Here is a 24,802-nt window from a genome sequence, read left to right on the forward strand (position 1 = left end):
GAGACACCATGAATGCCAGCCGTCTGAAACACCTTGCCGCCGCCAGCATGCTGCTGTGCGGCTTTTCGTTTGTCGCCGCCGGCAGCGCCTGGGCCGCCACCGCTTCCAGTACCGCGCTGCCGGCCGGCGTGGTCCAGGGGCCGGCCGTCGAAGGCATCACCGAGTACCGCCTGCCCAATGGCTTGAAGGTGCTGCTGTTCCCCGACGCCTCGAAGCCCACGGTCACCGTCAATGTCACCTATCTGGTCGGCTCGCGCCACGAAAACTACGGCGAAACCGGCATGGCCCACCTGCTCGAACACATGATGTTCAAGGGCTCGCCGAAGAACCGCAGCATTCCGCAGCAATTCGCCAGCCGCGGCATGGACTTCAACGGCACCACGTCGTACGACCGCACCAACTACTACGAAGTCTTCCCTGCCGGCGCCGACAACCTCAAGTGGGCGCTCGACATGGAAGCGGACCGCATGGTGCATTCCTACGTCGCCCGCAAGGATCTCGATTCGGAGATGACGGTGGTGCGCAACGAGTACGAGAGCGGCGAGAACAGCCCGTTCTCGGTCATGATGAAGCGCATGCAGAGCGTGGCCTACGACTGGCACAGTTACGGGCGTTCGACTATCGGCAACCGTAGCGACATCGAGAACGTGCGCATCGAGAACCTGCAGGCGTTCTACCGCACCTACTACCAGCCCGATAACGCCGTGCTGCTGGTGGCCGGCAAATTCGACCCGGCGCAAACGCTGGCGTGGATCAGCAAGTCGTTCGGCGCCATCCCGAAACCGAAGCGCGTGCTGCCGCCGTTCTGGACCGTGGAGCCGCAGCAGGATGGCGAGCGCAGTTTCGTCGTGCGCCGCAAGGGCGACATGCAGATCGTCATGCTCGGCTATAAAATCCCGTCGGCCCTGCATCCCGATGCGGACGCCCTGTCCATCATGAGCGAGATCCTCGGCGACACGCCGTCGGGCCGCCTGCACAAGGCGCTGGTGGCGACCGGCAAGGCCAGCGAGGTGTTCGCGTTCGGCCAGACCGGCTATGCGCCGGGACTGGAAATCGTCGGCGCCATCGTCAAGGCGGGCGAGCCGATCGAACCGGTGCGCGCAGCACTGACCGAAGCGGTGGAAAGCTTTGCCGCCACCCCGCCGACGGCCGAGGAAATGGAACGCGTGCGCCGCAGCTACGCCAACAGCGTGGAAAAGTCGCTCAACGATCCGCAGCAGGTGGGCGTGGCGCTGTCGGAGGAGATCGCGCTGGGCGACTGGCGCCTGCTGTTCCAGACCCGCGACAAGCTGCCGCAGGTGACGGCCGAGCAGGTAAGCGCCGCTGCCGGCCGCTATCTGCGCCGCGACAACCGCGTGACCGGCACCTTCATCCCGGACGACCAGCCGCAGCGCGCCGTGATCACGGCCGCGCCGCCGGTGGCCGAGGTGATGAAGGACTTCAAGGCCAGGCAGAGCGTGCTGACGTCCGAAGTGTTCGACCCGAGCCAGGACAATATCGACGCCCGTACCGAGATCAGGACCATCGGCGCCCTGAAAGTGGCGCTGCTGCCGAAGAAGAACCGCGGCCAGGCGGTGTCGGTGGATTTGCAGCTGCACTACGGCGACGAGAAAAACCTGTTCAACCAGCAGGTGGTGGCGGCGTTTGCCGACGCGATGCTGATGCGCGGCACCAGCCGGTACACGCGCGAACAGCTGGCCGATGCCTTTGAAAAACTGAAGATCTCGGGCGGCGTGTATGGTTTCGAGACCACCGGTCCCAACCTCGACGCCGCGCTGCGCCTGGTGGCGCACGTGCTGCGCGAGGCCAGCTTCCCGCAGGACGAATTCGAGCAGTTGCGCCAGCAGTGGCTGGTCGGGATCGAGTCGTCGCGCAACGAGCCGGAATCGCTGGCCCACAACGCCATCGACGAATATTTCGACACCCATCCGAAAGGCGACTTCCGCGCTGCCATGTCAGTCGATGAACAGCTGGCCGCCGTCAAGGCGCTCAGGCGCGACGACGTGGTCGCCTTCCACCGCGATTACTACGGCGCCAGCCACGGCGAGCTGGCCATCGTCGGCGACTTCGACAAGGCTGCCATCAGCAAGACCATCGACGACAGCTTCACCGGCTGGCACAGCAAGGTCGCTTACGCGCCGCTCAAGGACACGCCGGTGGACAAGCCTGCCGTGCACCGCGTGATCGACGCGCCGGAAAAGGAAAACGGCATGCTGGCCGCGCGCCTGAACCTGGACCTCAATGTCAACGATCCGGCCTATCCGGCGCTCGATCTGGCCAACTACATCTTCGGCGGCGGCAGCCTGAAGTCGCGCCTGATGGACCGCATCCGCCAGAAGGATGGCCTGTCCTACGGCGGCGGTACATCCGTGCACGCGGGCGATATCGACCGCGCCGGCTACTTCACCATCGACGCCATCGCCGCGCCGCAGAACCTGAAAAAACTCGAGGCGGCCATCCGCGAGGAACTGGGCCGCGCGCTGCAGCAGGGCTTTACGGCGCAGGAACTGGCACAGGCCAAGTCGGGTTTGCTCCAGCAGCGGCTGCAGAACCGTTCGCAGGACAAGGTAGTGGCCGGCGGCTGGACGCGCAACCTGTACCTGAACCAGACCTTCGGCTGGAGCAAGGCCTACGAGGCCAGGCTGCAGGCGACCACGCTGGAACAGGTCAATGCGGCGTTCCGCAAGGCGGTCGATCCGGCCAAACTCACGGTGGTGGTGGTCGGGGACGAGAAGAAGGCGGGGAGGTAAGCGCTGCTTACGGTGGCGGGCTGTCCGCCACCGTTACCGGGCGCCTGCCCAGCGTCTCGTCCTGCGGCGCCGGCGAATCGAGCACAGGCCGCAGGCGCGGCAGCGAATCGGGGTAGTTGGCTGCGACGAAGGCGATCATCGCCTCGCGGATCTCGCAGCGCAGATCGAAGGCCGTGCCGGAATCGACCGCGCTCACCAGCAGGCGCAGCTGCATGCCTTTTTCGTTGGCGTCGGTAACGTGCAGCACGCACACACGCTTGTCCCAGCGCGTGGACGCGTGTGTGATGCGTTCGAATTCGGCCCGTACTTTTTCCACCGGCACGCTGAAGTCCAGCCACAGGAACACCGTGCCCAGGATGCTGGCCGAGGTGTGGGTCCAGTTCTCGAACGGGTTTTCGATAAACCACTGCAGCGGCACGATCATGCGCCGCTCGTCCCAGATGCGCACGACGACATAGGTGCCGGTGATGCGCTCGACGCGGCCCCACTCGCCCTTGACGATCAGGACGTCGTCGATGCGGATCGGCTGCGAAAAGGCGATCTGCAGGCCGGCGATGAAGTTGCCCAGCACCGGCTTGGCGGCGATACCGGCCACCAGGCCCGCCACGCCGGCCGAAGCGAGCAGGCTGGCGCCGAACTGGCGCGCACCGGGCAGCGTGAGCAGCATGAAGCCGATGCCCAGCAGGACGATGATGCCGTTGGCGCTGCGCGTGAGGACCGAGGTTTGCGTGAGCACGCGGCGCGCGCGCATATTGTCGAGCACATCGACCGGATTGAGGTCGGAAATGGTGCGGTTGATCGAATTGATGCAGGCAATCGCCAGCCAGGTCAGGCAGATGATCAGCAGCACGCTGACGATGCGCGAGAGCGACGTCAGAAACGGCGTGGTTTCCGGCGCGCCCGTCAGCACCAGGCGCAGCGCGAACAGCACGGCCGCGATCTGGCTGGGCCGGTACGCAAACTTGATGGCGTTGGTGGTGTAGGGACGGTGGCGCGCGATGCGCTTGAGCAGCTCGATGCCGGCGCGGTGCAGCACCAGCGCAATGGCCACGAAGATGACGGCGGTGATTGCCACCGCTGCTGCGGCGCGCCAGGGGCCCTGCTGCAAATCATTAAAATATTCTATTTCCATGAGCTGAGATTGTAGTGAATGGGGCCTTATTGCGTCGCACAATTCCCCTTATGCGTGCGCTAACGAACAAATGCATTCCCGTCAATAATGAAACAATAGGCGGGCTGAGGTCGATTGTACGCATCCATCCGAAGATGTCGCGATTCGCTGCCACTCTGCAATCTCCTGAGAGGAATTCTTCATGTTGTCACGTTCAGTAAAATTATCTCTACGCTTCATCCTGCCGTTGGCGATCCTGCTCTGCCTGTTCGCCTACATCGTTGTACCGTTGATGGACAAGCTCACGCTGCGCTGGTCGCTGCGCGATCTCGACAACCGTTCGCAGCTGCTGGCCACCACCTTGCAGGTGCCGCTGCGCGAAGACGTGCTGCTCAACGACAGCGCCCACATCAAGCGCCTGTTCGATGGCGCCATCGAGGACGAGCGCCTGTTCGCGCTGGGCTTCTGCGATGCGTCGGGCAAGCTGCTGTACAAGACCTACACCTATCCGCAATCGCTGGGCTGCTGGAATACGCCGGCCGACGGCACTGCGCGCAAGTCGCTGGTGCAGCTGCCGCGCGGTCCGGTGCACGTGGCCGAAACCCCGATCATGGATGCCGGCACCGAGCTCGGTCGCCTGATCCTGGTGCACGACATGAGCTTCATCGAGCGCCGCAGCGCCGAGACCACCAAGTACGTGCTGGGCTTCTTTGCGCTGCTGGCCGTGGCGATTGCCTTCCTGACGCTGCTGGTATCGCACCTGAGCTGGCGCGGCTGGCTGGCCAGCCTCAATGACGTGCTGCGCGGGCAGCTGATTCCGCGCGCCACCGCCAAGCCCGATCCCGATGCGCCGCCGCCGCCGCCGGAGATGGAGCCGCTGATCGGCGAGCTGCGCAGCCTGCTCGAGGAATACCACCAGGAGCGCCAGCACAGCGACAGCGGCAGCTACTCGAGCAACGGCGCCGACTGGGCGCCCGAAAAACTCAAGGCCCTGCTGCAGCAGGACCTGGCCGGCGACCAGGTGCTGGTGGTCTCCAACCGCGAACCGTACATCCACGAAAAGTCGGCCGATGGCAGCGTCAAGGTGCGCCGGCCCGCCTCCGGCCTGGTGACCGCGGTGGAAGCGGTGATGCGCGCCTGCTCCGGTACCTGGATCGCCCACGGCGCCGGCAGCGCCGACCGCGAGACCGTGGACAAGAACGACCACGTGCCGGTACCGCCGAAAAATCCGAGCTACACGCTGCGCCGCGTGTGGCTGACCGAGGAAGAAGAGAAGGGTTATTACTACGGCTTCGCCAACGAGGGCCTGTGGCCGCTGTGCCATATCGCCCACGTGCGTCCCGTGTTCCGCTCGTCGGACTGGGAAGAATACGTAAAGGTCAACCGCCGCTTCGCCGACGCCGTGATCAAGGAAGCGCGCACCGACAACCCGGTGGTGCTGGTGCAGGACTATCACTTCGCCCTGCTGCCGCGCATGGTGCGCGAGGCGCTGCCGAAGGCGACGATTATCACGTTCTGGCACATCCCCTGGCCGAACTCGGAATCGTTCGGCATCTGCCCGTGGCGCGAAGAGATCCTGGAAGGCATGTTGGGCAGCACCATCCTCGGCTTCCACACGCCGTTCCACCGCAAGAACTTCCTCGACACGGTGGACCGCTACCTGGAAACCCGCATCGAGCCGGAAGCGTCCACCATCTCGTATGGTAACGAGCTGACCCAGGTGGAGGACTACCCGATCTCGATCGCCTGGCCCGACTACCCGGACACCGTGCCGGTGGACGTGTGCCGTACCGAGATCCGCCAGATCCTCGGCGTACCGGAAGACCACCTGCTGGCGTTCGGCGTCGACCGCCTCGATTACACCAAGGGTATCCTCGAGCGCTTCCAGGCCGTGGACCGCATGCTGGAAATGCATCCGTCGATGATCGGCAAATTCAGCTTCGTGCAGATCGCCGCGCCGAGCCGCTCCGACCTCGAGGAATACATGAACTTCGAACAGCGCGTGCGCAAGCTGGCCGACAAGGTCAACCAGCGTCACGGCAAGGACGGCTACCTGCCGATCATCCTGAAGATCGAGCACCACGACCAGAACGAACTGCAGCGCTACTTCCGCGCCAGCGAAGTGTGCATGGTGACCAGCCTGCACGACGGCATGAACCTGGTGGCCAAGGAATTCATCGCCGCCCGCGACGACGAACGCGGCGCGCTGGTGCTGTCGCAGTTCACTGGCGCAGCGCGCGAGCTGCACGAAGCGCTGATCATCAACCCGTATCACATCGAGCAGGGCGCCGATGCGCTGTACCGCGGTCTGACCATGCCGGTGGTCGAACAGGTCGAGCGGATGCGCAGCATGCGCGACCGCGTGCGCCGCTTCAATGTGTATCGCTGGGCAGGCCATATGCTGCTCGACGCCGCACGCTTGCGCAAGCGCGAGAAAGTGATGCAGAAGATCCGTGCGCACAGCCGCAGCAACTTGCGCCGGGTGGGGTGATGATGACGCCTGCAACAGAAGATTTTCACCTGAACCAATGGCTCGATGGCGCAGTGTTCCTCGACTTCGACGGCACCCTGGTCGAGCTGGCCGAAACCCCCGACACGGTGCTGGTGGCGCCCGGCCTGGTGCAGGTGCTGGCCGCGCTGGCCGCCAAGCTGGAAGGCCGGCTGGCCATCGTCAGCGGCCGTCCGATCGCGCAGATCGACGCCATGCTGGCGCCATTGAAACTGCCGGTGGCCGGCGTGCACGGCGCCGAGCGGCGCGATCACGCGGGCCAGCTGCACATTGCCAGCGCACCGTCGCTCGACGCTGCGCAGGCGATCCTGCGCGCGCTGGTGCTGGCCCATGACGGCTTGCTGCTCGAAGAAAAGCGCGGCGCCCTGGCGCTGCATTACCGGCTGGCGCCGGGCCTGCGCGGGCAGTGCGAACAGGCGATGGCAGCAGCGCTGGCGGCGGCCCCGGGTACCGTCCTGTTACATGGCAAGATGGTGCTGGAGTTGAAACCGGCAGCCACCAACAAGGGCAGCGCCGTGGCCGAGTTTTTGCAGGAGGCCCCGTTCAAGGGCCGCAGGCCGGTCTTCGTCGGCGACGACACCACCGACGAAGCCGGCATCGCCTACGCGCAGCAACTGGGCGGCGTGGGCGTGAAGATCGGCGCGGGACCGAGTGCGGCGCGCTGCCGCCTCGCCTCGCCGCAGGCCTTGCATGCGCAACTGGCGCAGGCCGCCGCATCCACCAGTCCAACCAGCGAAGGAGACACGCCATGACCACCACCACCGGCACACCGGTCACCCCGGGCATTCCGGTCGCACCGACTGCACTGGGCCCCGTGCGCGCCCCGGTCACTCCCGAAGCGTCGCTCAACTGCGGCGTGATCGGCAACTGCTCGTATAACGCCATGGTGGACAAGAGCGGCAACATCGTCTGGTGCTGCCTGCCGCGCTTCGACGGCGACCCGGTGTTCAATGCCTTGCTCGACAACTCCGATAACGGCAGCGTGTGGAGCATCGAGCTGGAAAACTGCGTCAAGACCGAACAGTTCTACGATCCCAATACCGCCGTGCTGCGCACGCGCCTGACCGACGCCGACAACCACGGCATCGAGATCACCGACTTCGCGCCGCGCTTCATGAGCCGCGACCGCATGTTCCGCCCGCTCATGCTGATCCGCCGCATCCGCATCCTCAACAGCGCCGTGCGCATCCGCGTGCGCGTGCGCCCGCGCTTCGACTGGGGCCGCATCACGCCGCAGATCACGCGCGGCAGCCACCACATCCGCTACGTGGGACCGGAGCAGACGCTGCGCCTCAACACCGATGCGTCGCTGAGCCACCTGCTGTCCGAATCCTGGTTCCTGGTGAATAATTCGCTGAACTTCACGCTGGGGCCGGACGAAACGCTGAACGACGGTATCGAGGACATCTGCCTGCGTTTTGAAAAAGAGACCATCAACTACTGGCGCAACTGGAGCCGCCGCCTGGCGCTGCCGTTCGAGTACCAGGACGTGGTGATCCGCGCGGCGATCACGCTCAAGCTGTCGCTGTATGAGGATACGGGCGCCATCATCGCGGCCATGACCACCAGCATTCCAGAAGCGCCCGGCAGCGAGCGTAACTGGGACTACCGCTTCTGCTGGCTGCGCGACGCCTTCTTTGTCGTGCGCGCGCTCAACAGCCTGTCCGAAGTGGGGACGATGGAAGAGTACCTGCGCTGGCTCAGCAACATCGTTGCCAGCTCCAAGGGAGGCCACATCCAGCCGCTGTACGGCATCGGCCTGGAAGAACAGCTGCCGGAATCGACGCTCGACCATCTGCCCGGCTACCGCGGCCACCGTCCGGTGCGCGTCGGTAACCAGGCGCAGGAACACTTCCAGCACGACGTGTACGGCAACGTGGTGCTGGGCGCGGCCCAGGCTTTCCTCGACCACCGGCTGCTCAACCGCGCCGGCGTGGCCGAATTCGCGCTGCTCGAAGCGGTGGGCGAACAGGCGTTCCGCGTGCACGACCAGCCCGACGCCGGCATGTGGGAGCTGCGCACCCGCGCCCGCGTCCACACCTCGTCGATGCTGATGAGCTGGGCCGCCTGCGACCGCCTGTCGAAGATCGCCCACGTGCTGGAGTTGCCCGAGCGCGCCGCCTACTGGCAGGGCCGCGCCGACCAGATCCGCGAACCGCTGCTGCGCGACGCCTGGAGCGAGGAGCGCCAGGCGTTCGTGGAAAGCCTGGGCGGGCGCGACCTCGACGCCAGCGTGCTGCTGATGGTGGAAGTGAACTTCATCGACCCGATGGACCCGCGCTTCATCAAGACCGTGGAAGCGCTCGAGAAGACCCTGTGCGACGGTCCGTACATGCGCCGCTACGAAGCGCCCGACGACTTCGGCAAACCGGAAACCGCGTTCAACATCTGCACCTTCTGGCGCATCGACGCGCTGGCCCGCATCGGCCGCAAGGACGAAGCGCGCGCCATCTTCGAGACCATGCTCAAGGCCCGCAATCACCTGGGGCTGCTGTCGGAGGACACCCATCCCGTCACCGGCGAGATGTGGGGCAACTTCCCGCAGACGTACTCGATGGTGGGCCTGATCAACTGCGCGATGCGGCTGTCGGCGCCGTGGGACAGCGTGGTGTAAGCGCCTGCGCCGGCTGATTTTGCGGCCGGCGTGCACGATCGCGTTTTATGTACTATCATTAGTTACATGAGACGCGACAGCAAACTATCTTCCATCCTGCACGTGCTGCTGCACATGGCGCAGGCCGACCGCCCGTTCACCTCCGAGGAGCTGTCCGGCTTCCTCGATACCAACCCGGTGCTGGTCCGGCGCGTGCTGGCCGGCTTGCGCGAGCGTGGCTATGTCGGTTCCGGCAAGGGCCATGGCGGCGGCTGGGTCATCACCTGCGACCTGGCGCAGGTCACGCTGTGGGACATTTATTCGGCGCTCGGTTCGCCCACCGTGTTCGCCATGGGCAACCGCAGCGAACAGCCGCAATGCCTGGTCGAGCGGGCCGTCAACGACGCCCTGGCCACTGCTTTCGACGAGGCGGAAGCGTTGCTGATCGAGCGTTTCAAGGACGTGACGCTGGCCGCGCTGTCGGCCCGTTTCAACCGCGATTATGCCAACCACCGGGGAGCCCTCCATGAACATCCACCATCGGTCGACTGAGTTCGACGTCATCGTCGTCGGCGGCAGCTATGCCGGCCTGTCGGCTGCCACCCAGCTGGCGCGTGCGCGCCGCCGCGTGCTGGTGATCGACACCGGCCAGCGCCGCAACCGCTACGCCCGGCATTCGCACGGTTTTCTCGGCCAGGATGGCCGCGAGGCAGCGGCGATCGCGGCCGATGGCAGGGCGCAGCTGCTCAGCTATCCGACCGTCCAGTGGCGCGAGGGCATGGCCGCCCGCGCCGCGCGCCTGGACGACGGCTTTCGCATCACGCTCAACGACGGCCGTGACGCCGGTGCGCAGGCGCTGGTGCTGGCCACCGGCGTGGTGGACGAACTGCCGGCGCTACCGGGCCTGGCCGAGCGCTGGGGCGCCAGCGTGTTTCACTGCCCGTATTGTCACGGCTACGAACTGATGGCAGGGCGCATCGGCGTCCTGGCGGTCGGGCCGCTGTCGATGCACCACGCCCTGATGCTGCCCGACTGGGGCCAGGTCACGCTGTTTCTCAACGGTGCGTTCGATCCCGACCAGGAACAGCTGGCGGCGCTGGCAGCGCGCGGCGTGGCCATCGAGCGCACGGCGGTGGCGCGCATCGTCGGTCACGCCACGGTGGAACTGGCGGACGGCCGCGCGCTGGAGATGGCGGGCCTGTTCGTGATGAGCCGCACCCACAGCGCCAGCCCGCTGGCCGAACAGCTCGGATGCGCGATGGAAGAGGGGCCGACCGGCCTGTTCGTGCGCACCGATGCCGCCAAGGCCACCAGCGTGGCCGGCGTATTCGCCTGCGGCGACGCCGCCCGCGCCGCCGGCAACGTCGCGCTGGCAGTGGCCGACGGCGCCCTGGCTGGCGTCGCCGCCCACCGCCTCACGATCTTCGGCGCGCCAGCGGCCTGACCCGGCTGCACGCGACGTAAAAAAAGCCGGCGGTTGCCGGCTTTTTCGTGGCTTGCAGCGGCTTACTTGGCTGCCGGTGCTGCTGGTGCTGCCGGGGCAGCGGTGGTGGCTGGCTTGTTCTGGTAGATGATCCAGAAGCGGGCCAGGTCGCCGCGGCCGTCGTCGCCCTTGATGGTTTCGAGCAGTTTGACCGATTCGTCCTTTTTGCCGGCCATGGCCAGGGCGTAGCCCAGGCGCAGCTTGGCGTCTTCGGGGTTTTTCGCCACGCCCTTGGCGATACCTTGCTTCATCAGGTCGATGCCCTTGTCGAACTGGCCCAGCGTGATGTAGTTGTAGCCGAGGTTGACCAGGCCGATACCGTCTTTCGATTTTTGCGCGGCAGCGATGCCCGAATCGATGTTCTTGGCATCGTCGGCGGCGCCGCGGGTGGCGGTGTCGCGGATCTTGACGATCGCTGCCTTGTTCTTTCCGGCCGGGATATCGCCGTTCGGATAGGCCTTGTCGATGGCGATCTTCGCTTCGGTGAAGAAGCCGCCCAGCGACGCCAGTTCGGCCTGCTCCAGGTAGTCTTCGGCTTCCATCTTCGACGGTGCGGCCACCGCCTTCAGGCGCGCCATGTCCAGGTCCAGGCGCTGGTTGAAGGTCTTCTTGCCGCGCGTGCGGTTGAGCAGGTCGAACCAGTAGTCTTCGCTCGGGTAGTAGCGCACCAGGTCTTCGACCGCGCTCAGGTACAGATCGGTGTCCTTGGTCTTGATGCCGATATTGCCCAGCAGGTTCAGCGTGTCTTTCGACGGCGCGGTGCCGGCCTGCTTGGCGGCGGCGATGTCTTTCATGACTTCGGTCTTGGCGTTGGCGTAGTCATCCTTGAGGAAGTACGAACGGATGATGAACTGGCGCTGCTTGGCCGTGTCGCCCGACTCGGCGCCGTAGCGGTTGAACCAGACGATGGCCTTGTCGTAATCCTTGATGTTGCTGTAGTAGATCGAACCGATGGCGTCGATGAAGCGCAGCTTGGTTTCCTTCGGCAGGCGGCCCGAATCGATCATCGCTTCCAGCGCCGCGATGGTCATGGCGTTGTCGCCCGTGCCCTGGCCGACCTGCACGCGCATCTGGTTCAGCACGAAGGTTTCGTACGGCGTCAGGTTGGGCATGGCGGCCGCAGTATCGATGCGGGTTTTGACTTCGGCGTAGTTCTTGGCGTCCAGCAGCGGCTTGATCTGGGCCGGGTCGATCAGCTTGTAGATCTCGGGACGGACCGCCTCTTTCGGCGCTTCGGCAGCGGCTTTTTCCTTGTCCTGGGCGTGGACCACGTTCATGCCCAGCATGGCGGGAGCGGCATTCAGGCCGATGGCGGCCAGGATCAGGCTAATACGGGCAAGACGGATATGGGACATGTGTAATCCTTCAATCAAAGACATTGGTTTTTTGGAGGCGGCGGGCGCAGGGCGCGGCGGCCAAGCGCGCGTATTGTTACATAAAATATGACATCTGCGCCGGATTCAAGCGTGTGACGGCCGCCTCAGGCGCCGAATCCGGGCACCGGTGCGCGGCCTGCCGCCGGCAGCGTCCCGGCCAGCCAGGCGTTGATCGCGTCGAGCGCCGGCGGCGCAAAACCGTAGGTCAGCAGGGCCGGCGCGGCGATGTCGAGCGCCTGGTAGGGATTCCATAGCGCCAGGTGCAGGTCGGGCCGCCAGGTCCGACGCGCGTGCGCGCCGTAGCGCAGGCGCGAGGTCGACGCCAGCACCGTGTAGCGCCCGTCCCGCGGCAGCGTGCGCCAGTCGAAGGCGTCGGCATCGGCATAGGTCACCAGCTCGACGTCGTACAGGCGGCGCAGGGATGCGGCCACGCGCGCCGCCGGCACGCCCGCTTCCGATACGCCGTCGCTGACCACGTCCTGGCGCATCACCAGCCGCAGCCTGGCGTCCGGGGCCGGGCGCTGCGGCTGGCCGTGCGCAGTCAGTGCGCGCTGCCAGCCTTCGGCCATCAGCGCGCGGTCGGCGTCCTCCTCATCCGGTCCATACGGCTGCTGCCCGCACGGGTAGGCGCGCGCCAGCGCGGCCAGCCGGTCCAGCCGCTGCTGCACCTCGGCGAGCGGCAGTGCGCCCGCGGCGATGGCGGCGGCAATTGCGGCCACGGTTTGTTCCTGGGTCTGCGGCGTGCCCAGCGCCATTACCATGTCGGCGCCGGCGCCGAGCGCCCGTACTGCCGCCTGGCCGACGCCGTAGCGGTCGGCAATCGCGTGCATGTCCATGCCGTCGGTGATGATCACGCCGCGATAGTCCCACTGCGCGCGCAGCAGGTCGTGCAGGATGGCGCGCGACATGGTGGCGGGATTGTCGGCATCGAGTGTCGGATAGACGATGTGGGCGGTCATCATGGCCGGCGCGGTGGCGGAAGCGGTGCGGAACGGCGCCAGTTCCAGCTGTTCCAGCGCGGCCACCGGCTTGTCCACCGTGGGCAGGTCGCGGTGCGAATCGACGCTGGTGTCGCCGTGGCCGGGGAAGTGCTTGACGCAGCAGGCCACGCCTTGCGCATGGCTGCCGTCCATCCAGGCCAGCGCCAGCGCGGCGGCGCGCTGCGGCTCGGCACCAAACGAGCGCTCGGCGATCACCGGGTTGTACGGGTTGTTGTTCAGGTCCAGCACCGGCGCGAAGTTCCAGTTGAAACCCAGCGCCCTGATCGCGCGCGCCACTGCCGCGCCGGTGCGGCGCGCCAGTTCGGCGTCGTCGGCCGCACCGAGCGCCATCGCCGATGGCGGCGCCGGCACCCAGGTGGCGCGCACCACGGCGCCGCCCTCCTGGTCGATGGCGATCAGCGACTGCGGCCCCATCACGGCGCGCAGGTCGGCCGTCAGTGTCGACAGCTGGGCGGCGTCGGTCATGTTCGCGCGGAACAGGCAGACGGCGCGGATGCTATTGGCTTTCAGGAAAGCGGCAGTGGCGGCATCGAGCGTGGTGCCGGGGAAGCGGACCATGATCAGCTGGCCGGCCAGCCGGCGGAAATCCTTTATATCGTTAATATCGTTATTATCGTTAATATCGTTCACAGTCGTTCGCCCTCCAGGTACACGGCTTTCAGTTGCAGGTCGCGGTCCAGCACCACCAGGTCGGCCCAGGCGCCGGTGGCAAGGCGGCCGCGGTCGGGCAGGTCCAGGTAATCGGCCGCATAGGTGGACACGCGCGCCGAGGCGTCCGCCAGCGTCAGGCCGATACCTACCAGGTTGCGCAGGGCCTGGTCCATGGTCAGCGCGCTGCCGGCCAGCGTGCCGTCCGGCAGGCGCACGCCGCCCATGCATTTCATCACCACCTGCCGGCCCAGCATGTACTGGCCGTCCGGCATGCCGGTGGCGGCGGTGGAATCGGTCACGCAATACAGTTTCGGGATGCAGCGCAGCGCGGTGCGGATCGCGCCCGGATGCACGTGCAGCAGGTCGGGGATTACCTCCGCGTACTGCGCATGGGCCAGCGCTGCGCCCACCATGCCGGGCTCGCGGTGGTGCAGGCCGGTCATGGCATTGAACAGGTGGGTGAAGCCGTGGGCGCCATGCTCGAGCGCCGCCTTGCCGTCTTCGTAGGCGCCGGCGGTGTGACCGAGCTGCACCCGCATGCCGGCGTCGGCCAGTTCCCGGATCAGCGCCAGGTGACCGTCGATTTCGGGCGCCACCGTGATCAGCTTTAACGGCGCCAGCGCTTCCAGCGCGCGCACGTCGGCCAGCGTGGCCGCGCGCGCGTAGGCGGGCTGCGCACCGAGCTTGCCGGGGTTGATATACGGTCCTTCCAGGTGCGCGCCCAGTACCCGCGCCTGGCCCGGACCGCGCGCCGCCGCCGCGCGGCCGATGGCCGCCAGCGCCAGCCGGATGTCCTCGGGCGGCGCCGTCATGGTGGTGGCCAGCAGGCTGGTGGTGCCGTGGCAGGCGTGGACGGCGGCGATGGTGGCTACCGCATCGCCGCCTTCCATCACGTCCTTGCCGCCACCGCCGTGCACGTGCAGGTCGATGAAGCCGGGCAGGATGTAGTGGTCGCCATTGGCTGCCGGATCGACCGCGTCGCCGGTGATGGCGGCGATATGCGTGTCGAAGCCGATCTGGCCGTGGCGCCAGCCGTGGGGAGTGAGAATATTGCCGGTGATTGCTGCGCGCATGGCGACTCCGCTTGCGTGTTTAATTCGTGAATGAGGCGTGAATAATGCGTGACTGATGGGTGACTGATGCGTGAATTATGGGTGATGAATGCGTGGTTGATGCCGTCAGCGTGGTGCTTCATCGAGGTGCTGGCGTATCAGCCGCAGCGCGCCGGCCGCCGAATCGCCGCGGGGCGCCACCACGCGCGCCTGCAGCGCCGGCGGCAGGTAGGGGTGCAGCGGCGCGGCCAGCCCGCCGCACAGCGCCAGCGGCAGCGTGCCGCCGGCGTCGAGGGCTGCGGCAATGCGCGCCACCTGGGCGCCGGCCGCCTGCACGATGGCGTGCGCGGCCTCGCTGTCGGCGGCATGGCGCAGCACCACCGGCGCCAGCTGCGCGTACCGGGCCGGCGCGGCGCCGGCCAGCCACTGCTGCAGCAGTTCGCGCGCGGCCGGATCGCGGCGCCGTGTGGCGTCCGGGTCGAGTCCGCACGCTTGCGCCACGGCGTCGGCGAATGCGTTCGGCGCCAGGCGGCCGTCAAAGCTGTGCTGCAGGTGGTTGATGGCGTGCAGACCGATCCAGGCGCCGCCCGCCTCGTCGCCGGACGGAAAGCCCCAGCCGCCCACTTCCACGTGGCAGCCGTCGGCCAGCCGCACTTCGCCGACACTGCCGGTGCCCAGGGCGATGATGGCGCCGGGCGCACCGTCGTGCGCCCCGAGCACCGTGGTGTAACCGTCCGATGCCAGCGCCAGGCGGCCGTAGCCGGGATCGGCTGCAGCAAATTGCGCCGCCCACAGGCGGTGGTGGACCCCGGCCAGTCCGAGGCCGAGCGCCACCGTCGAGCGGGGCGCCGGCGGCAGGCCGGCGCCGGCAAACGCAGCGGCGACCGCCTGCTCGACAGCTGCCCACGCACGCTCGACGCCAAGCGACAGGGCGGACGGGCCGGCTGTGCCGGTGGCGAGCACGGTGAGGGCAGTATGGGCGCAAGCGCCAGCAGGGGCAGCAGCGCCAGCAGGGGCAGGGGCAGGGGCGCCGCCGCCGGCCGGGACCGCGCGCGCCAAGCAGGCCCGGGTGCCGCTACCGCCGCCGTCTACGCCGAGAAGAAATTCGATCATGCGGCACTATAGAGGGTGGCCGAGCACACTGTCAAAATGTTTGGCCGGTGCTGGCTGGCGCCGCCGGTTCGGGCATTCAATTTATCGTGCCGGGTGCCGATAATGTCATAATGAAGGCGTCCACAAAGCGCCGACGACCGAGGATTGCATATGATCAAATACCTGGGGACCAAAAATACCAAGGAAGGTGGAGTGTTGTATATCTTTTTGATTAACGGCTTGCAGAAAGAAATACGCGAAGCCGCGCTGAAACAGTACCCGGGCTGTTACGACGCCCTGCCGGCCACCGCCAAGGCGCGCATCAGCGCCAACCGCGCCTGGCTGTCCAAGGCCTGATCCGGTGCGCGGTCGATTGCCTGGGCTGCGGCGCGGTGCGCTGTCCCTGCTGCTGGCGTATGCCGCAGCGATGCCGGCACCGGCCAGCGCCCAGAATGTCCCCACCACGTTCGGCGCCATCATCGGCAACGGCCTGCTGTGCCGCGACCAGACGGCCAACCGGTATTACTACGATTACCTGGTCAGACATTTCGGCCAGCCGTACAAGCACGAGGGCGGCGCCTTCTGGTTCCGTACCGACGGCGCCACGCTGTGGGGCCGCGAAATACCGGAAGTGATGGTCAGCGACGACACCAGCACCTATGTCTTCGTCGGCGCCGTGGCCGAGGCCACGCCCGAGGAACTGCAGCAAGCGATCATCACCCAGGTCGGTGTGCATTACGTCCGCATCGATACCTCGGCCTACCCGGTGCGCGAGGCCAAACCTGCCAGCCGCATCGTCTATTTCGATACCCGCTCGAAGATCTATTGCGCCAAATACAAGCCCTTGCCGCCGGTGCAGCCGCCCCCCGTGCAGAGGCCACCGAAGTAAAATACCGGCACGCGCACTTTCAAGGTTTTCATGTACACGCACTACTTCAACCTGAAGCAATCGCCATTCTCGATTGCGCCCGACCCGCGCTACCTGTTCATGAGCGAGCGCCACCGCGAAGCGCTGGCGCACCTGCTCTATGGCATCGGCAGCGGCGGCGGGTTCGTGCTGCTGACCGGCGAGATCGGCGCCGGCAAGACCACGGTCTGCCGCTGCTTCATGGACCAGATTCCCGAGAACTGCAAGCTCGGCTATATCTTCAACCCCAAGCTGACGGTCGAGGAATTGCTGCTGACCATCTGCGACGAGTTCGGCATCGGCTTGCCGCAGCAGGGCGCGGCCAGCGTCAAGCGCTATGTCGATGCGATCAACGCCTATCTGCTGGCCAGCCATGCCCAGGCGCGCAACAACGTGCTGATCATCGACGAGGCGCAAAACCTGTCGGCCGAGGTGCTGGAGCAGCTGCGCCTGCTGACCAACCTGGAAACGAGCGAGCGCAAGCTGCTGCAAATCATCCTGATCGGCCAGCCCGAGCTGCGCACCATGCTGGCCCGGCCCGAGCTCGAACAACTGGCGCAGCGCGTGATTGCGCGCTACCACCTCGGTTCGCTGTCGGAGGCGGAAACGTCGGCCTATATCGAACACCGCCTGGCGGTGGCCGGCGCGGCAGCGATCGCGCCGTTTCCGCGCCGCCTGATGGGGCTGGTGCACCGGCTGACCAAGGGCGTGCCGCGCCGCATCAACCTGCTGTGCGACCGCGCGCTGCTGGGCGCCTACGTGGAAAACCAGCCGCAGGTATCGCGCACGATCTTGCGGCGCGCGGCAGCCGAAGTGTTTGCCGGCGCCGAGCAGGCGGGGCAGGGCGCCACCGCCGGCGCGCGCTGGCCGCTGGTGGCGGCCGGAGTGGCCGGCGGCGTGGTGCTCAGCGTGGTGCTATGGCATTCAACCGACGGGCAGCGCGGCAAGGCAGCAGTGCCGGCCGCAGTGTCCGGTCCGGCGCTGGCGGCGCCGCAGGGGCCCGCTGCTGCGCCGGCCGGGGCAGCGTCGAACACGGCAGGGCTGGCAGTGGCGGCATCGGCTGGCGCGCCTGCCGCGGCGTCGCCAGGGGCCCTGGCGACTGCTGTGCAGTCGGTGCCGCTGCCCGACACCGTGTCTGCGTCGGGCGCAGCTGCGCCGCTGGCTGTGCACTCTCCCGGGGCGGCGTCTGCGACCGGCGCAGCCGCACCGCTGCCCGCAACCTCGCAGGCAGTGGCTGGCGCGGCTGCATCGTCGTCGCCGTCTTCACCGGCGGACCTCGCCGCTTCGGCCGCGTCGCGCGCGCAAACGGGCGTGACCGACAAGGCTGCCGCGCTGCGCCAGCTGGCCGGACTGTGGGGACTGGCGCTCACCGGCAGCGATCCGTGCGCCGCCGCCGCGCGCCTGAACCTGCGCTGCCTGCAAACCCGGGGCGGCATCGACGAGCTGCGCCAGCTCGACCGGCCCGCCGTGCTCACGCTGCGCGACAACCACGTGATTCCCGCCTACGTGCTGCTGACCGCGCTCGACGCCAGCGGCGCCACCCTCGTCACGCCGGGCGGCAAGACCGAACGCGTGAGCGTCGCGGCGCTGGCCCGGCGTCTCGACGGCGACTTCACCACCTACTGGCGTGCGCCGGCCAACTGGCGCGACCAGGTGGCGGCCGGTGACCACGGCCCCGACGTCGACTGGCTGGCGCAGCGCCTGGCGCAGTTGTACGAACTGGCGACGCCGGCGGCAGACCAGCCGCTCGACGCGGCGCTGCGCAAGCGCCTGCGCGACTTCCAGGCGGCGCAGCAGCTCAAGGCGGACGGCGTGGCCGGTCCGAAAACATTTATCCGGCTCTACCAGCTGGGCGGCGTACAGGAGCCGCGCCTGCTGGCGCAGTCTGTCGCCGGCGCGGGGAAATAATCGATGTCGTACATTCTGGAAGCGCTGAAAAAAGCGCAGGCCGAACGCCAGCTCGGCAACTCGCCCACCATCCACGCGCCCAGCCTGCAGGCCGGCGCCGAAGCTGCTGCCAGCGGCCGCCTGAAGACGCCGCTGGTGCTGGCGCTGGCCGCCATGGCAGTTGCCATCGTGGTGCTGCTGGTGCTGGTCTTGCGGCCGGCCGGGACGGTGGCGCCTGTGCCACCCACGACTTCTGCCGTGCCGGCGCCGTCGGAACCGGTCACCACGCCCGCCACGGCGCGAACGTCCGCCGCGGCGCAGAGTCCGAGCGCTGCCTTGGCGGCCCCGGTCGCAGCCTTGCCGCCGCCCGTCGCTGTGGTGACGACGCCGCTGACGCAGCCGTCGCCGTCGCCTTCGCCTGCGTCCGCTGCCACCGTTGCGCCGCCAGCGGCCGGCAAGGTCGAAGAGCCGGTGCTGAACCTGCGCGAGCTGCCGGAACCGATCCAGCGAGCGATTCCGCAGGTGGCGGTGGGCGGTTACATCTATTCGAAGAATCCGGCCGACCGGCTGCTGCTGGTGGATAAGATTTTGCGCCACGAAGGCGAGGAGGTCGCGCCCGGGCTGCTGCTGGAAAAGCTGCATCCGAAAGAAGCGGTGTTCAGTTACAAGGGCTATCGCTACCGCGTTCCATATTAAATTGTCATCAACGCGTCACGCGGCGATGATATGGTGTTCTCCATTGCAACCATAGCAGGGAATGACCATGAAATACCTGACGCTGTTGCCGTTCCTGATCGCCGCCGTCATCGCCATGCCGCACGCCCATGCGGCCGCGCAGATGGTTTATACCGCCATCGACAACGAACCCAGCACCTATCTCACGGCGCTCGTGTGTCTGCTGCTGATCCTGCTGGCGAACAGCCGCTCCCGCAGCGACCGCTTCCGTCAGCACGACGAGGAGTAGGGGCGAGCGGAACCTGCTGCGTCGAATGTTGCTGCGTATAATGTCCGGCAAGAGCAACGACGTTGCAGGGAGAGTTATCGATGCATCATGCAAGTTCCGCAACGCTGCGCCAGGTCCTGGGCGTGATCGGCACCTCGGGCAGTGGCAAGACCACGCTGCTGGAGTTCCTGATCGCCCGGCTGGCGGACCGTGGTCTGAAGGTCAATGTCATCAAGCACAGCCATCATGACCTGGAACTGGAACCGCCGCGCAAGGACAGTGCGCGCCTGCGCATGGCCGGCGCAGCCGAGGTGATGGTGGCGTCGCCGTTCCGGTACGCCATCGTCCACGAACTGCGCGGTGCTCCCGAACCGACGCTGGAACAGCAACTGGCGCGCCTGTCGCCGGCCGACCTGACCCTGCTCGAAGGCTTTAAAAAATACCCGATCGACAAGCTGGAAGTGTACCGGCGCGGGCAGGGCCGTGAACCGCTGTATCCGCACGATCCGCACGTGGTGGCGGTGGCGTCCGACCTGCCGCGTCCGGCGGAATTGCCGGACAGCACGGTGTGGCTCGATCTGAATGCGCCGCTGGACGTGCTGGACTGGCTGCTGGCGCTGGTCGAAAAAAAACGCGCCGATTTGTCGTTGCCAGCCTAAAGTTATCGCGCATGCTGCCGTAATCAGGGGATACGCCTTAATGGAGGACATCATGGACGTCACCGGTATTGCACAGTTAGCAACCAGCATCGCCGACACCGGCAACAAGCAGGCGGTGGGGATCGCCGTGCTGAAAAAGGCGCAGGATCTGCAGGCGTCCAGCGCCAACGCGCTGCTCGAAGCGATCCCGCCGGTGCCATCAGCGCCGCGCCTGCCTGCCAACCTCGGCAACACCATCAACACCACCGCCTGACCCGCATCGGGCGCCGGGTTACCGGGGGAGCGGAACAGGCGGACAGACTAGCCGTGGCAGCAGATTTGCTGCTACGCTGCGCCTGCCGACCATCTTTCTGGAGAACCCATCATGAATCAACGTCACGCCCTGATCGCCGCCGCCCTGGCTGCCGCCTGCACGACCGGCACCGCCAGCGCGGGCATGGAAGGCGCTGCCAACAGCGAAAAATGCTACGGTGTCGCCAAGGCCGGTCAGAACGACTGCGCAGCCTCGGACGGTTCGCACTCGTGCGCAGGCCAGGCCAGTACCGACAATGCCTTGACCGAATGGAAATACGTTCCCAAGGGAACGTGCGATCAAGCCGGCGGCAAGACCACCCCGCCCGCCAAGCAAGGCGGTTGAGCGGTCGGCGCGCCATGCCGGCAGCGCCCCGGGGCGGCCTGGGCGTTGGCGTGGGCCTGCGTGCACGGCACCACCAGCAGTTTCTCGACCAGCGCCCGGCCGTGGACTGGCTCGAGGTCCACACCGAAAACTACCTGCAGCGCGCGGGCCGCGACTGGCAGGTGCTGCAGCAGCTGCGCCGCGACTATCCGGTCAGCCTGCATGGCGTGGGACTGGGCCTGGGATCGGCGCGCGGCTTTTCTGCCGAGCACCTGGCGCGCGTGCGCGACCTGGTGGCGGGCATCGAACCCTGCCTGGTGTCCGAGCACCTGTGCTGGAGCGCGGTGGACGATCGCCACCTGAACGACTTGCTGCCGCTGCGGCTCGACGCTGCCGCGCTCGACCTGCTGTGCGCGCGCGTGGACCGGGTGCAGCACGTGCTGCAACGGCAACTGCTGCTGGAAAACGTGTCCACCTATGCCCGTTTTCATGCCGACAGCATGAGCGAAGCGGAATTTCTGGCAGCGCTGGCTGCGCGCACCGGCTGCGGCCTGCTGCTCGACATCAACAACCTGTATGTCAACCAGTGCAACCACGGCGAAGATGCGCTGGCCGCCCTGCACGCCATCGCTGCCGGCACGGTGGGCGAGTTGCACCTGGGCGGCCACCTGGTGACGCCGCAGGCAGTGATCGACCACCACGGCGCCGCCGTGGCCGAGCCGGTCTGGCAACTGTACCAGGCGGCGCTGGCACGCTTTGGCGCCGTGCCGACCCTGATCGAATGGGATACCGATGTGCCGCCGCTGGCGGTGCTGCTGGGCGAAGCCGACAAGGCGCGGACGCTGTCCGCACAGGAAAAAAGCGATGCGCCAGCGCCGCAGATGAGCGTGAGCAGGGCGGCAGCGGTGCCGGAGCCGGGTGCCGGTCCAGCGGTGCCTGCCGAGGACCTTTCCGCAGCCCCGCGGGTCGGGGTCCGGCAACCGTTCGCCGGTACGCTGCCGGACAGCGGGCAGCTGCCGGTTGCCACGCTGGCGCAGGACCAGCAACTGTTCGCCGACGCCCTGTCCAGCGCCGATGCGGCAGCGCCGGCACTGGCGCTGTGGCGTGCGCATCCGCACAACGCGCATCGTCTGGGTTTGTATCGCGGCAACCTGGCTGCCACCGCGAGCAAGGCGCTGGCGGCGGCTTACCCCGTGGTGGCAGCGCTGGTGGGCGACCAATTCTTCGGCGCACTGGCGCGCGCCTACGGTCGGGCATGGCCGTCGCAGGACGGCAATCTCCATCGCTTCGGCGCCCGGCTCGGCGCGTTTCTCGACGATTTCCCGCACGTGGCGCAATTGCCTTATCTGGCCGACATGGCGCGCCTCGAGTGGGCCGTGCACCGCGCCCATTACGCTGCCGATGCCGCCCCCGTCACGGCGCAGCAACTGGCGGCCATGGCGCCGGCGCAGCTGGAAGCGTCCCGGCTGCGTCTGCACGAAGCCTGCCTGCCGTTTCGTTCCCCGTGGGCGGTGGTGTCGCTGTGGCTGGCGCACCAGCAGGTGCCCACCGGGGCCTTCCCTGCCGCGCTGGCAGTGCAGGAATACGCGGTAGTGGCGCGGCCGGGGTGGCGCGTGCAGGTGGCGCCGCAGGGCGCCGGTGGCCATGCGGCGCTGGCGGTGTTGCATGCGGGCGGCACCTTCGGTGCAGCGCTCGATGCGGCATTCGCAGTGGAAGCAGATTTGGACGTGGCGGCGCACCTGCGCCAGTGGCTGGACCTGCAGTTGATTGTTGCCGCAGACGTTGATCCGTAGCGGATGCCGCTTGAAGGCCGCTGCAAAAAGTGGCGGCATTGGCAGCCTGAAGGAAGATCAGAAAGTGTCGCGGGCGGCGCCTGATCGTCGGGAGCAGGGCCAGCGCCAACGGTTGCGCCGGATGCCGCAGCAGCCATGGCAGGCCGCGCAGCAGGGGTGATCGGCTTCTCAGACCTCGCGGTGGAAGGCCCGCAGCAGGCGCGCTTCGCCGGTCAGGTCCGCGTGCAGCTGGTTGGCGCGCGCGGTCAGTTCCATCATGCGGCCGATGTGGGCGTCTTCGAAGCGCGCCAGTTCCTCGGTGGCCGCCTGCAGCGCCTGGGCCAGCTTGCCGCGCGCGGTTTCATACAGGGCGCCGTTGTATTGCGTGGTGTTCTTCAGCAATTCTTCAGCATTCTCGATCACTTCGCGCAGATCGCCGAGCAAGCGCTCCTGGGTAGGTCTGGCTGGTTGTGGACCGTCCATGACGTCCCCCTGTTCAATAAGTTCACACGACTGTGCCGCGATCGGCACGCGACTTCACACTGTACGAGGCGCGCCCGCCGTCCGGCTTACGCGGCGTCATGGACTGCGCAATGCATTTCAGTGTAGCGCATTATTTCCATGGGGCAAATAAATTATGCAGGATCGACACTGATGCGGATGTCGCCGACGGTGACCTGCTGTCCGGCGCGGATCTTGGCCGTCTTGCGCAGCTCCTGCTTGCCATCGACCTTGACGTCGCCGCTGGCCACCATCATCTTGCCGGCGCCCCCGCTGTCGCACAATCCCACGAGCTTGAGCAACTGATTCAACTCGACAAATTCCCCGTTCAATTCAAAACTGACTTTCTGCATTTTTTCCTCTGATACATGGTTTTCAGGCGCGGCGCCGCTACCCTGCACTAGTGTAGCGGCATTCCGGCAGGCGCGCAGTGTACCGTGACCATGCATATTTCCGGAAGGAACTCGTCTGGACGGGCCGCGTTCAGCCGGGACGGGTCATATCGAGCGGCACGATCCATTCGTCGAACTGTTCGGCCGTCACGTAATCGAGCGCCAGCGCGGCCTGCTTGAGCGTGGTGCCTTCGTGCTGGGCCTTCTTGGCGATCGACGCTGCCTTGTCGTAGCCGATGTGCGGCGCCAGCGCGGTCACCAGCATCAGCGAACGCTCCATCAGCTCGGCGATACGGTCGCGGTTGGGCGCGATGCCGTGCACGCAGTGTTCCTCGAAACTGCGCATGCCATCGGCCAGCAGGCGCGCACTCTGCAGGAAGTTGTGGGCAATCAGCGGCTTGTAGACATTCAGTTCGAAGTTGCCGGAGGCACCGCCCATGGTGATCGCCACGTCGTTGCCGAACACCTGGCAGCACAGCATGGTGACGGCCTCGCACTGGGTGGGGTTGACCTTGCCCGGCATGATGGAGCTGCCCGGTTCGTTTTCGGGTATCGTGATTTCACCGAGGCCCGAGCGCGGACCGGAAGCCATCCAGCGCACGTCGTTGGCGATTTTCATCAGCGCTGCCGCCAGCGTTTTCAGCGCGCCGTGCGCCGCCAGCAGCGCGTCGTGGCCGGCCAGCGCGGCAAACTTGTTCTCGGCCGTGCGGAACGGCAGCGCCAGCGTGTGTTCGAGCTCGGCGGCGATGCGGGTCGCATATTCGGGATGGGCGTTCAGGCCGGTACCGACCGCCGTGCCGCCCGCGGCGAGCTGCAGCACGCCGGGCAGGGCGGCCTGGATCGCGTGGTCGGCAAAGTCCAGGTGCGCCACGTAGCCCGAAAATTCCTGGCCCAGCGTGAGCGGCGTGGCGTCCTGCAGGTGGGTGCGGCCGATCTTGACGATATCGGCAAACGCCTCGGCCTTGGCCTGCAGGCTGGCGCGCAACTGGCGCAGGCCCGGCAGCACGTTGTTGGCCAGTGCCTGGGCGGCGGCCACGTGGATGGCGGTGGGGAAGATGTCGTTCGACGACTGGCCCTTGTTGACATCGTCGTTCGGGTGCAGCAGCCGCGCTTCGCCGCGCACGCCGCCCATCAGCTCCGAGCCGCGGTTGGCCAGCACCTCGTTCATGTTCATGTTGGACTGCGTCCCCGAGCCGGTCTGCCACACGGCCAGCGGGAATTCGGTGGGATGCTGGTTGGCCAGCACTTCGTCGGCGGCGCGCGTGATCGCGGTGGCCTTGGCGCCGTCGAGCAGGCCCAGGTCCAGGTTGACGCGGGCCGCAGCGCGCTTGACGCTGGCCAGCGCGTGGATCAGCTCGGGCGGCATGCGCTCGGTGGAGATGTGGAAATGCTCGAGCGAGCGCTGGGTTTGCGCGCCCCACAATTGTTCGGATGGCACATCGATGGGACCGAAACTGTCTTTTTCGCTGCGGGTACTCATATGAATTCCTTTGTGGGTTGTCATCAT

At 66.9% G+C, this 24,802-nt stretch carries 23 protein-coding genes; 15 read left to right on the forward strand and 8 right to left on the reverse strand.

The window, feature by feature from the left end; translation table 11 throughout:
- Positions 1 to 8: 8 nt before the first annotated feature.
- Positions 9 to 2,750, forward strand: coding sequence for a pitrilysin family protein (locus ASF61_RS06000; RefSeq protein WP_056152467.1), 2,742 nt, complete (start codon positions 9 to 11; stop codon positions 2,748 to 2,750).
- A gap of 7 nt (positions 2,751 to 2,757) precedes the next feature.
- Here the strand turns inward: ASF61_RS06000 and ASF61_RS06005 are convergent, their stop codons facing one another.
- Positions 2,758 to 3,882, reverse strand: a complete 1,125-nt coding sequence (locus ASF61_RS06005; protein WP_056152470.1) for a mechanosensitive ion channel family protein — start codon at positions 3,880 to 3,882, stop codon at positions 2,758 to 2,760.
- A 181-nt stretch (positions 3,883 to 4,063) separates the two neighbouring features.
- Here ASF61_RS06005 and ASF61_RS06010 point away from each other — a divergent pair, with 181 nt between their 5' ends.
- The 5 genes from ASF61_RS06010 (at position 4,064) to ASF61_RS06030 (ending at position 10,407) form a co-directional block, all read left to right on the forward strand.
- Positions 4,064 to 6,352, forward strand: coding sequence for a trehalose-6-phosphate synthase (locus ASF61_RS06010; protein ID WP_056152473.1), 2,289 nt, complete (start codon positions 4,064 to 4,066; stop codon positions 6,350 to 6,352).
- Entirely contained in the window at positions 6,352 to 7,122 is a 771-nt protein-coding gene (gene otsB / locus ASF61_RS06015; RefSeq protein ID WP_082491242.1) for a trehalose-phosphatase, read from the forward strand. Before ASF61_RS06010 ends, otsB begins: the two co-directional genes overlap by 1 nt.
- Complete coding sequence (locus ASF61_RS06020; RefSeq protein ID WP_156369474.1) at positions 7,119 to 8,984, forward strand: glycoside hydrolase family 15 protein; 1,866 nt, start codon at positions 7,119 to 7,121, stop codon at positions 8,982 to 8,984. Before otsB ends, ASF61_RS06020 begins: the two co-directional genes overlap by 4 nt.
- 66 nt (positions 8,985 to 9,050) lie before the next feature.
- The gene (locus ASF61_RS06025; protein WP_056152476.1) at positions 9,051 to 9,515 is read left to right on the forward strand and encodes an Rrf2 family transcriptional regulator; all 465 of its coding nucleotides are present in this window, start codon (positions 9,051 to 9,053) and stop codon (positions 9,513 to 9,515) included.
- Entirely contained in the window at positions 9,490 to 10,407 is a 918-nt protein-coding gene (locus ASF61_RS06030) for an NAD(P)/FAD-dependent oxidoreductase (protein ID WP_056152479.1), read from the forward strand. Before ASF61_RS06025 ends, ASF61_RS06030 begins: the two co-directional genes overlap by 26 nt.
- A gap of 62 nt (positions 10,408 to 10,469) precedes the next feature.
- On the opposite strand, the gene ASF61_RS06035 is transcribed toward ASF61_RS06030, so the two are convergent.
- The 4 genes from ASF61_RS06035 to ASF61_RS06050 all read right to left on the reverse strand — a co-directional run bounded on the left by ASF61_RS06035 (position 10,470) and on the right by ASF61_RS06050 (position 15,639).
- On the reverse strand, positions 10,470 to 11,801 hold the full coding sequence (locus ASF61_RS06035; RefSeq protein ID WP_056152483.1) for a hypothetical protein: 1,332 nt from the start codon (positions 11,799 to 11,801) through the stop codon (positions 10,470 to 10,472).
- 125 nt (positions 11,802 to 11,926) lie between these two features.
- On the reverse strand, positions 11,927 to 13,381 hold the full coding sequence (nagZ, locus tag ASF61_RS06040; protein ID WP_056152619.1) for a beta-N-acetylhexosaminidase: 1,455 nt from the start codon (positions 13,379 to 13,381) through the stop codon (positions 11,927 to 11,929).
- A 68-nt stretch (positions 13,382 to 13,449) separates the two neighbouring features.
- On the reverse strand, positions 13,450 to 14,547 hold the full coding sequence (gene nagA, locus ASF61_RS06045) for an N-acetylglucosamine-6-phosphate deacetylase (RefSeq protein WP_056152485.1): 1,098 nt from the start codon (positions 14,545 to 14,547) through the stop codon (positions 13,450 to 13,452).
- A 105-nt stretch (positions 14,548 to 14,652) separates the two neighbouring features.
- Positions 14,653 to 15,639, reverse strand: coding sequence for a BadF/BadG/BcrA/BcrD ATPase family protein (locus ASF61_RS06050; protein ID WP_056152488.1), 987 nt, complete (start codon positions 15,637 to 15,639; stop codon positions 14,653 to 14,655).
- A 192-nt stretch (positions 15,640 to 15,831) separates the two neighbouring features.
- Between ASF61_RS06050 and ASF61_RS06055 the strand changes: the two genes are divergently transcribed.
- The 9 genes from ASF61_RS06055 (at position 15,832) to ASF61_RS06095 (ending at position 22,423) form a co-directional block, all read left to right on the forward strand.
- Complete coding sequence (locus ASF61_RS06055; RefSeq protein ID WP_229205732.1) at positions 15,832 to 15,975, forward strand: hypothetical protein; 144 nt, start codon at positions 15,832 to 15,834, stop codon at positions 15,973 to 15,975.
- Between the two features lie 4 nt (positions 15,976 to 15,979).
- Positions 15,980 to 16,507 carry a hypothetical protein gene (locus ASF61_RS06060; RefSeq protein WP_156369475.1) on the forward strand — a complete coding sequence of 176 codons (528 nt, stop codon included), beginning with the start codon at positions 15,980 to 15,982 and terminating at the stop codon, positions 16,505 to 16,507.
- Positions 16,508 to 16,537: 30 nt separating this feature from the next.
- The gene (locus ASF61_RS06065) at positions 16,538 to 18,433 is read left to right on the forward strand and encodes an ExeA family protein (protein ID WP_056152495.1); all 1,896 of its coding nucleotides are present in this window, start codon (positions 16,538 to 16,540) and stop codon (positions 18,431 to 18,433) included.
- A 3-nt stretch (positions 18,434 to 18,436) separates the two neighbouring features.
- Positions 18,437 to 19,108, forward strand: a complete 672-nt coding sequence (locus tag ASF61_RS06070; protein WP_056152498.1) for a general secretion pathway protein GspB — start codon at positions 18,437 to 18,439, stop codon at positions 19,106 to 19,108.
- A 67-nt stretch (positions 19,109 to 19,175) separates the two neighbouring features.
- Complete coding sequence (locus ASF61_RS06075; RefSeq protein WP_156369476.1) at positions 19,176 to 19,376, forward strand: hypothetical protein; 201 nt, start codon at positions 19,176 to 19,178, stop codon at positions 19,374 to 19,376.
- 80 nt (positions 19,377 to 19,456) lie between these two features.
- Positions 19,457 to 20,014 carry a molybdopterin-guanine dinucleotide biosynthesis protein B gene (mobB, locus tag ASF61_RS06080; RefSeq protein WP_056152506.1) on the forward strand — a complete coding sequence of 186 codons (558 nt, stop codon included), beginning with the start codon at positions 19,457 to 19,459 and terminating at the stop codon, positions 20,012 to 20,014.
- Between the two features lie 52 nt (positions 20,015 to 20,066).
- Positions 20,067 to 20,267, forward strand: coding sequence for a YjfB family protein (locus ASF61_RS06085; RefSeq protein WP_056152625.1), 201 nt, complete (start codon positions 20,067 to 20,069; stop codon positions 20,265 to 20,267).
- Between the two features lie 111 nt (positions 20,268 to 20,378).
- Positions 20,379 to 20,651 (forward strand): DUF2282 domain-containing protein, encoded by a 273-nt coding sequence (locus tag ASF61_RS06090; protein ID WP_056152509.1) that lies wholly within the window; start codon positions 20,379 to 20,381, stop codon positions 20,649 to 20,651.
- A gap of 14 nt (positions 20,652 to 20,665) precedes the next feature.
- The gene (locus tag ASF61_RS06095) at positions 20,666 to 22,423 is read left to right on the forward strand and encodes a DUF692 family multinuclear iron-containing protein (protein ID WP_056152513.1); all 1,758 of its coding nucleotides are present in this window, start codon (positions 20,666 to 20,668) and stop codon (positions 22,421 to 22,423) included.
- Between the two features lie 168 nt (positions 22,424 to 22,591).
- On the opposite strand, the gene ASF61_RS06100 is transcribed toward ASF61_RS06095, so the two are convergent.
- The 3 genes from ASF61_RS06100 to fumC all read right to left on the reverse strand — a co-directional run bounded on the left by ASF61_RS06100 (position 22,592) and on the right by fumC (position 24,775).
- Positions 22,592 to 22,885, reverse strand: a complete 294-nt coding sequence (locus ASF61_RS06100) for a DUF883 domain-containing protein (protein WP_056152516.1) — start codon at positions 22,883 to 22,885, stop codon at positions 22,592 to 22,594.
- Positions 22,886 to 23,037: 152 nt separating this feature from the next.
- On the reverse strand, positions 23,038 to 23,256 hold the full coding sequence (locus ASF61_RS06105) for an RNA-binding S4 domain-containing protein (RefSeq protein WP_056152521.1): 219 nt from the start codon (positions 23,254 to 23,256) through the stop codon (positions 23,038 to 23,040).
- Positions 23,257 to 23,386: 130 nt separating this feature from the next.
- The gene (fumC, locus tag ASF61_RS06110; RefSeq protein ID WP_056152524.1) at positions 23,387 to 24,775 is read right to left on the reverse strand and encodes a class II fumarate hydratase; all 1,389 of its coding nucleotides are present in this window, start codon (positions 24,773 to 24,775) and stop codon (positions 23,387 to 23,389) included.
- Positions 24,776 to 24,802 lie beyond the last annotated feature (27 nt).

The organism is Duganella sp. Leaf126, assembly GCF_001423125.1.
In the GTDB taxonomy this organism is placed as follows: Bacteria; Pseudomonadota; Gammaproteobacteria; order Burkholderiales; family Burkholderiaceae_D; genus Rugamonas.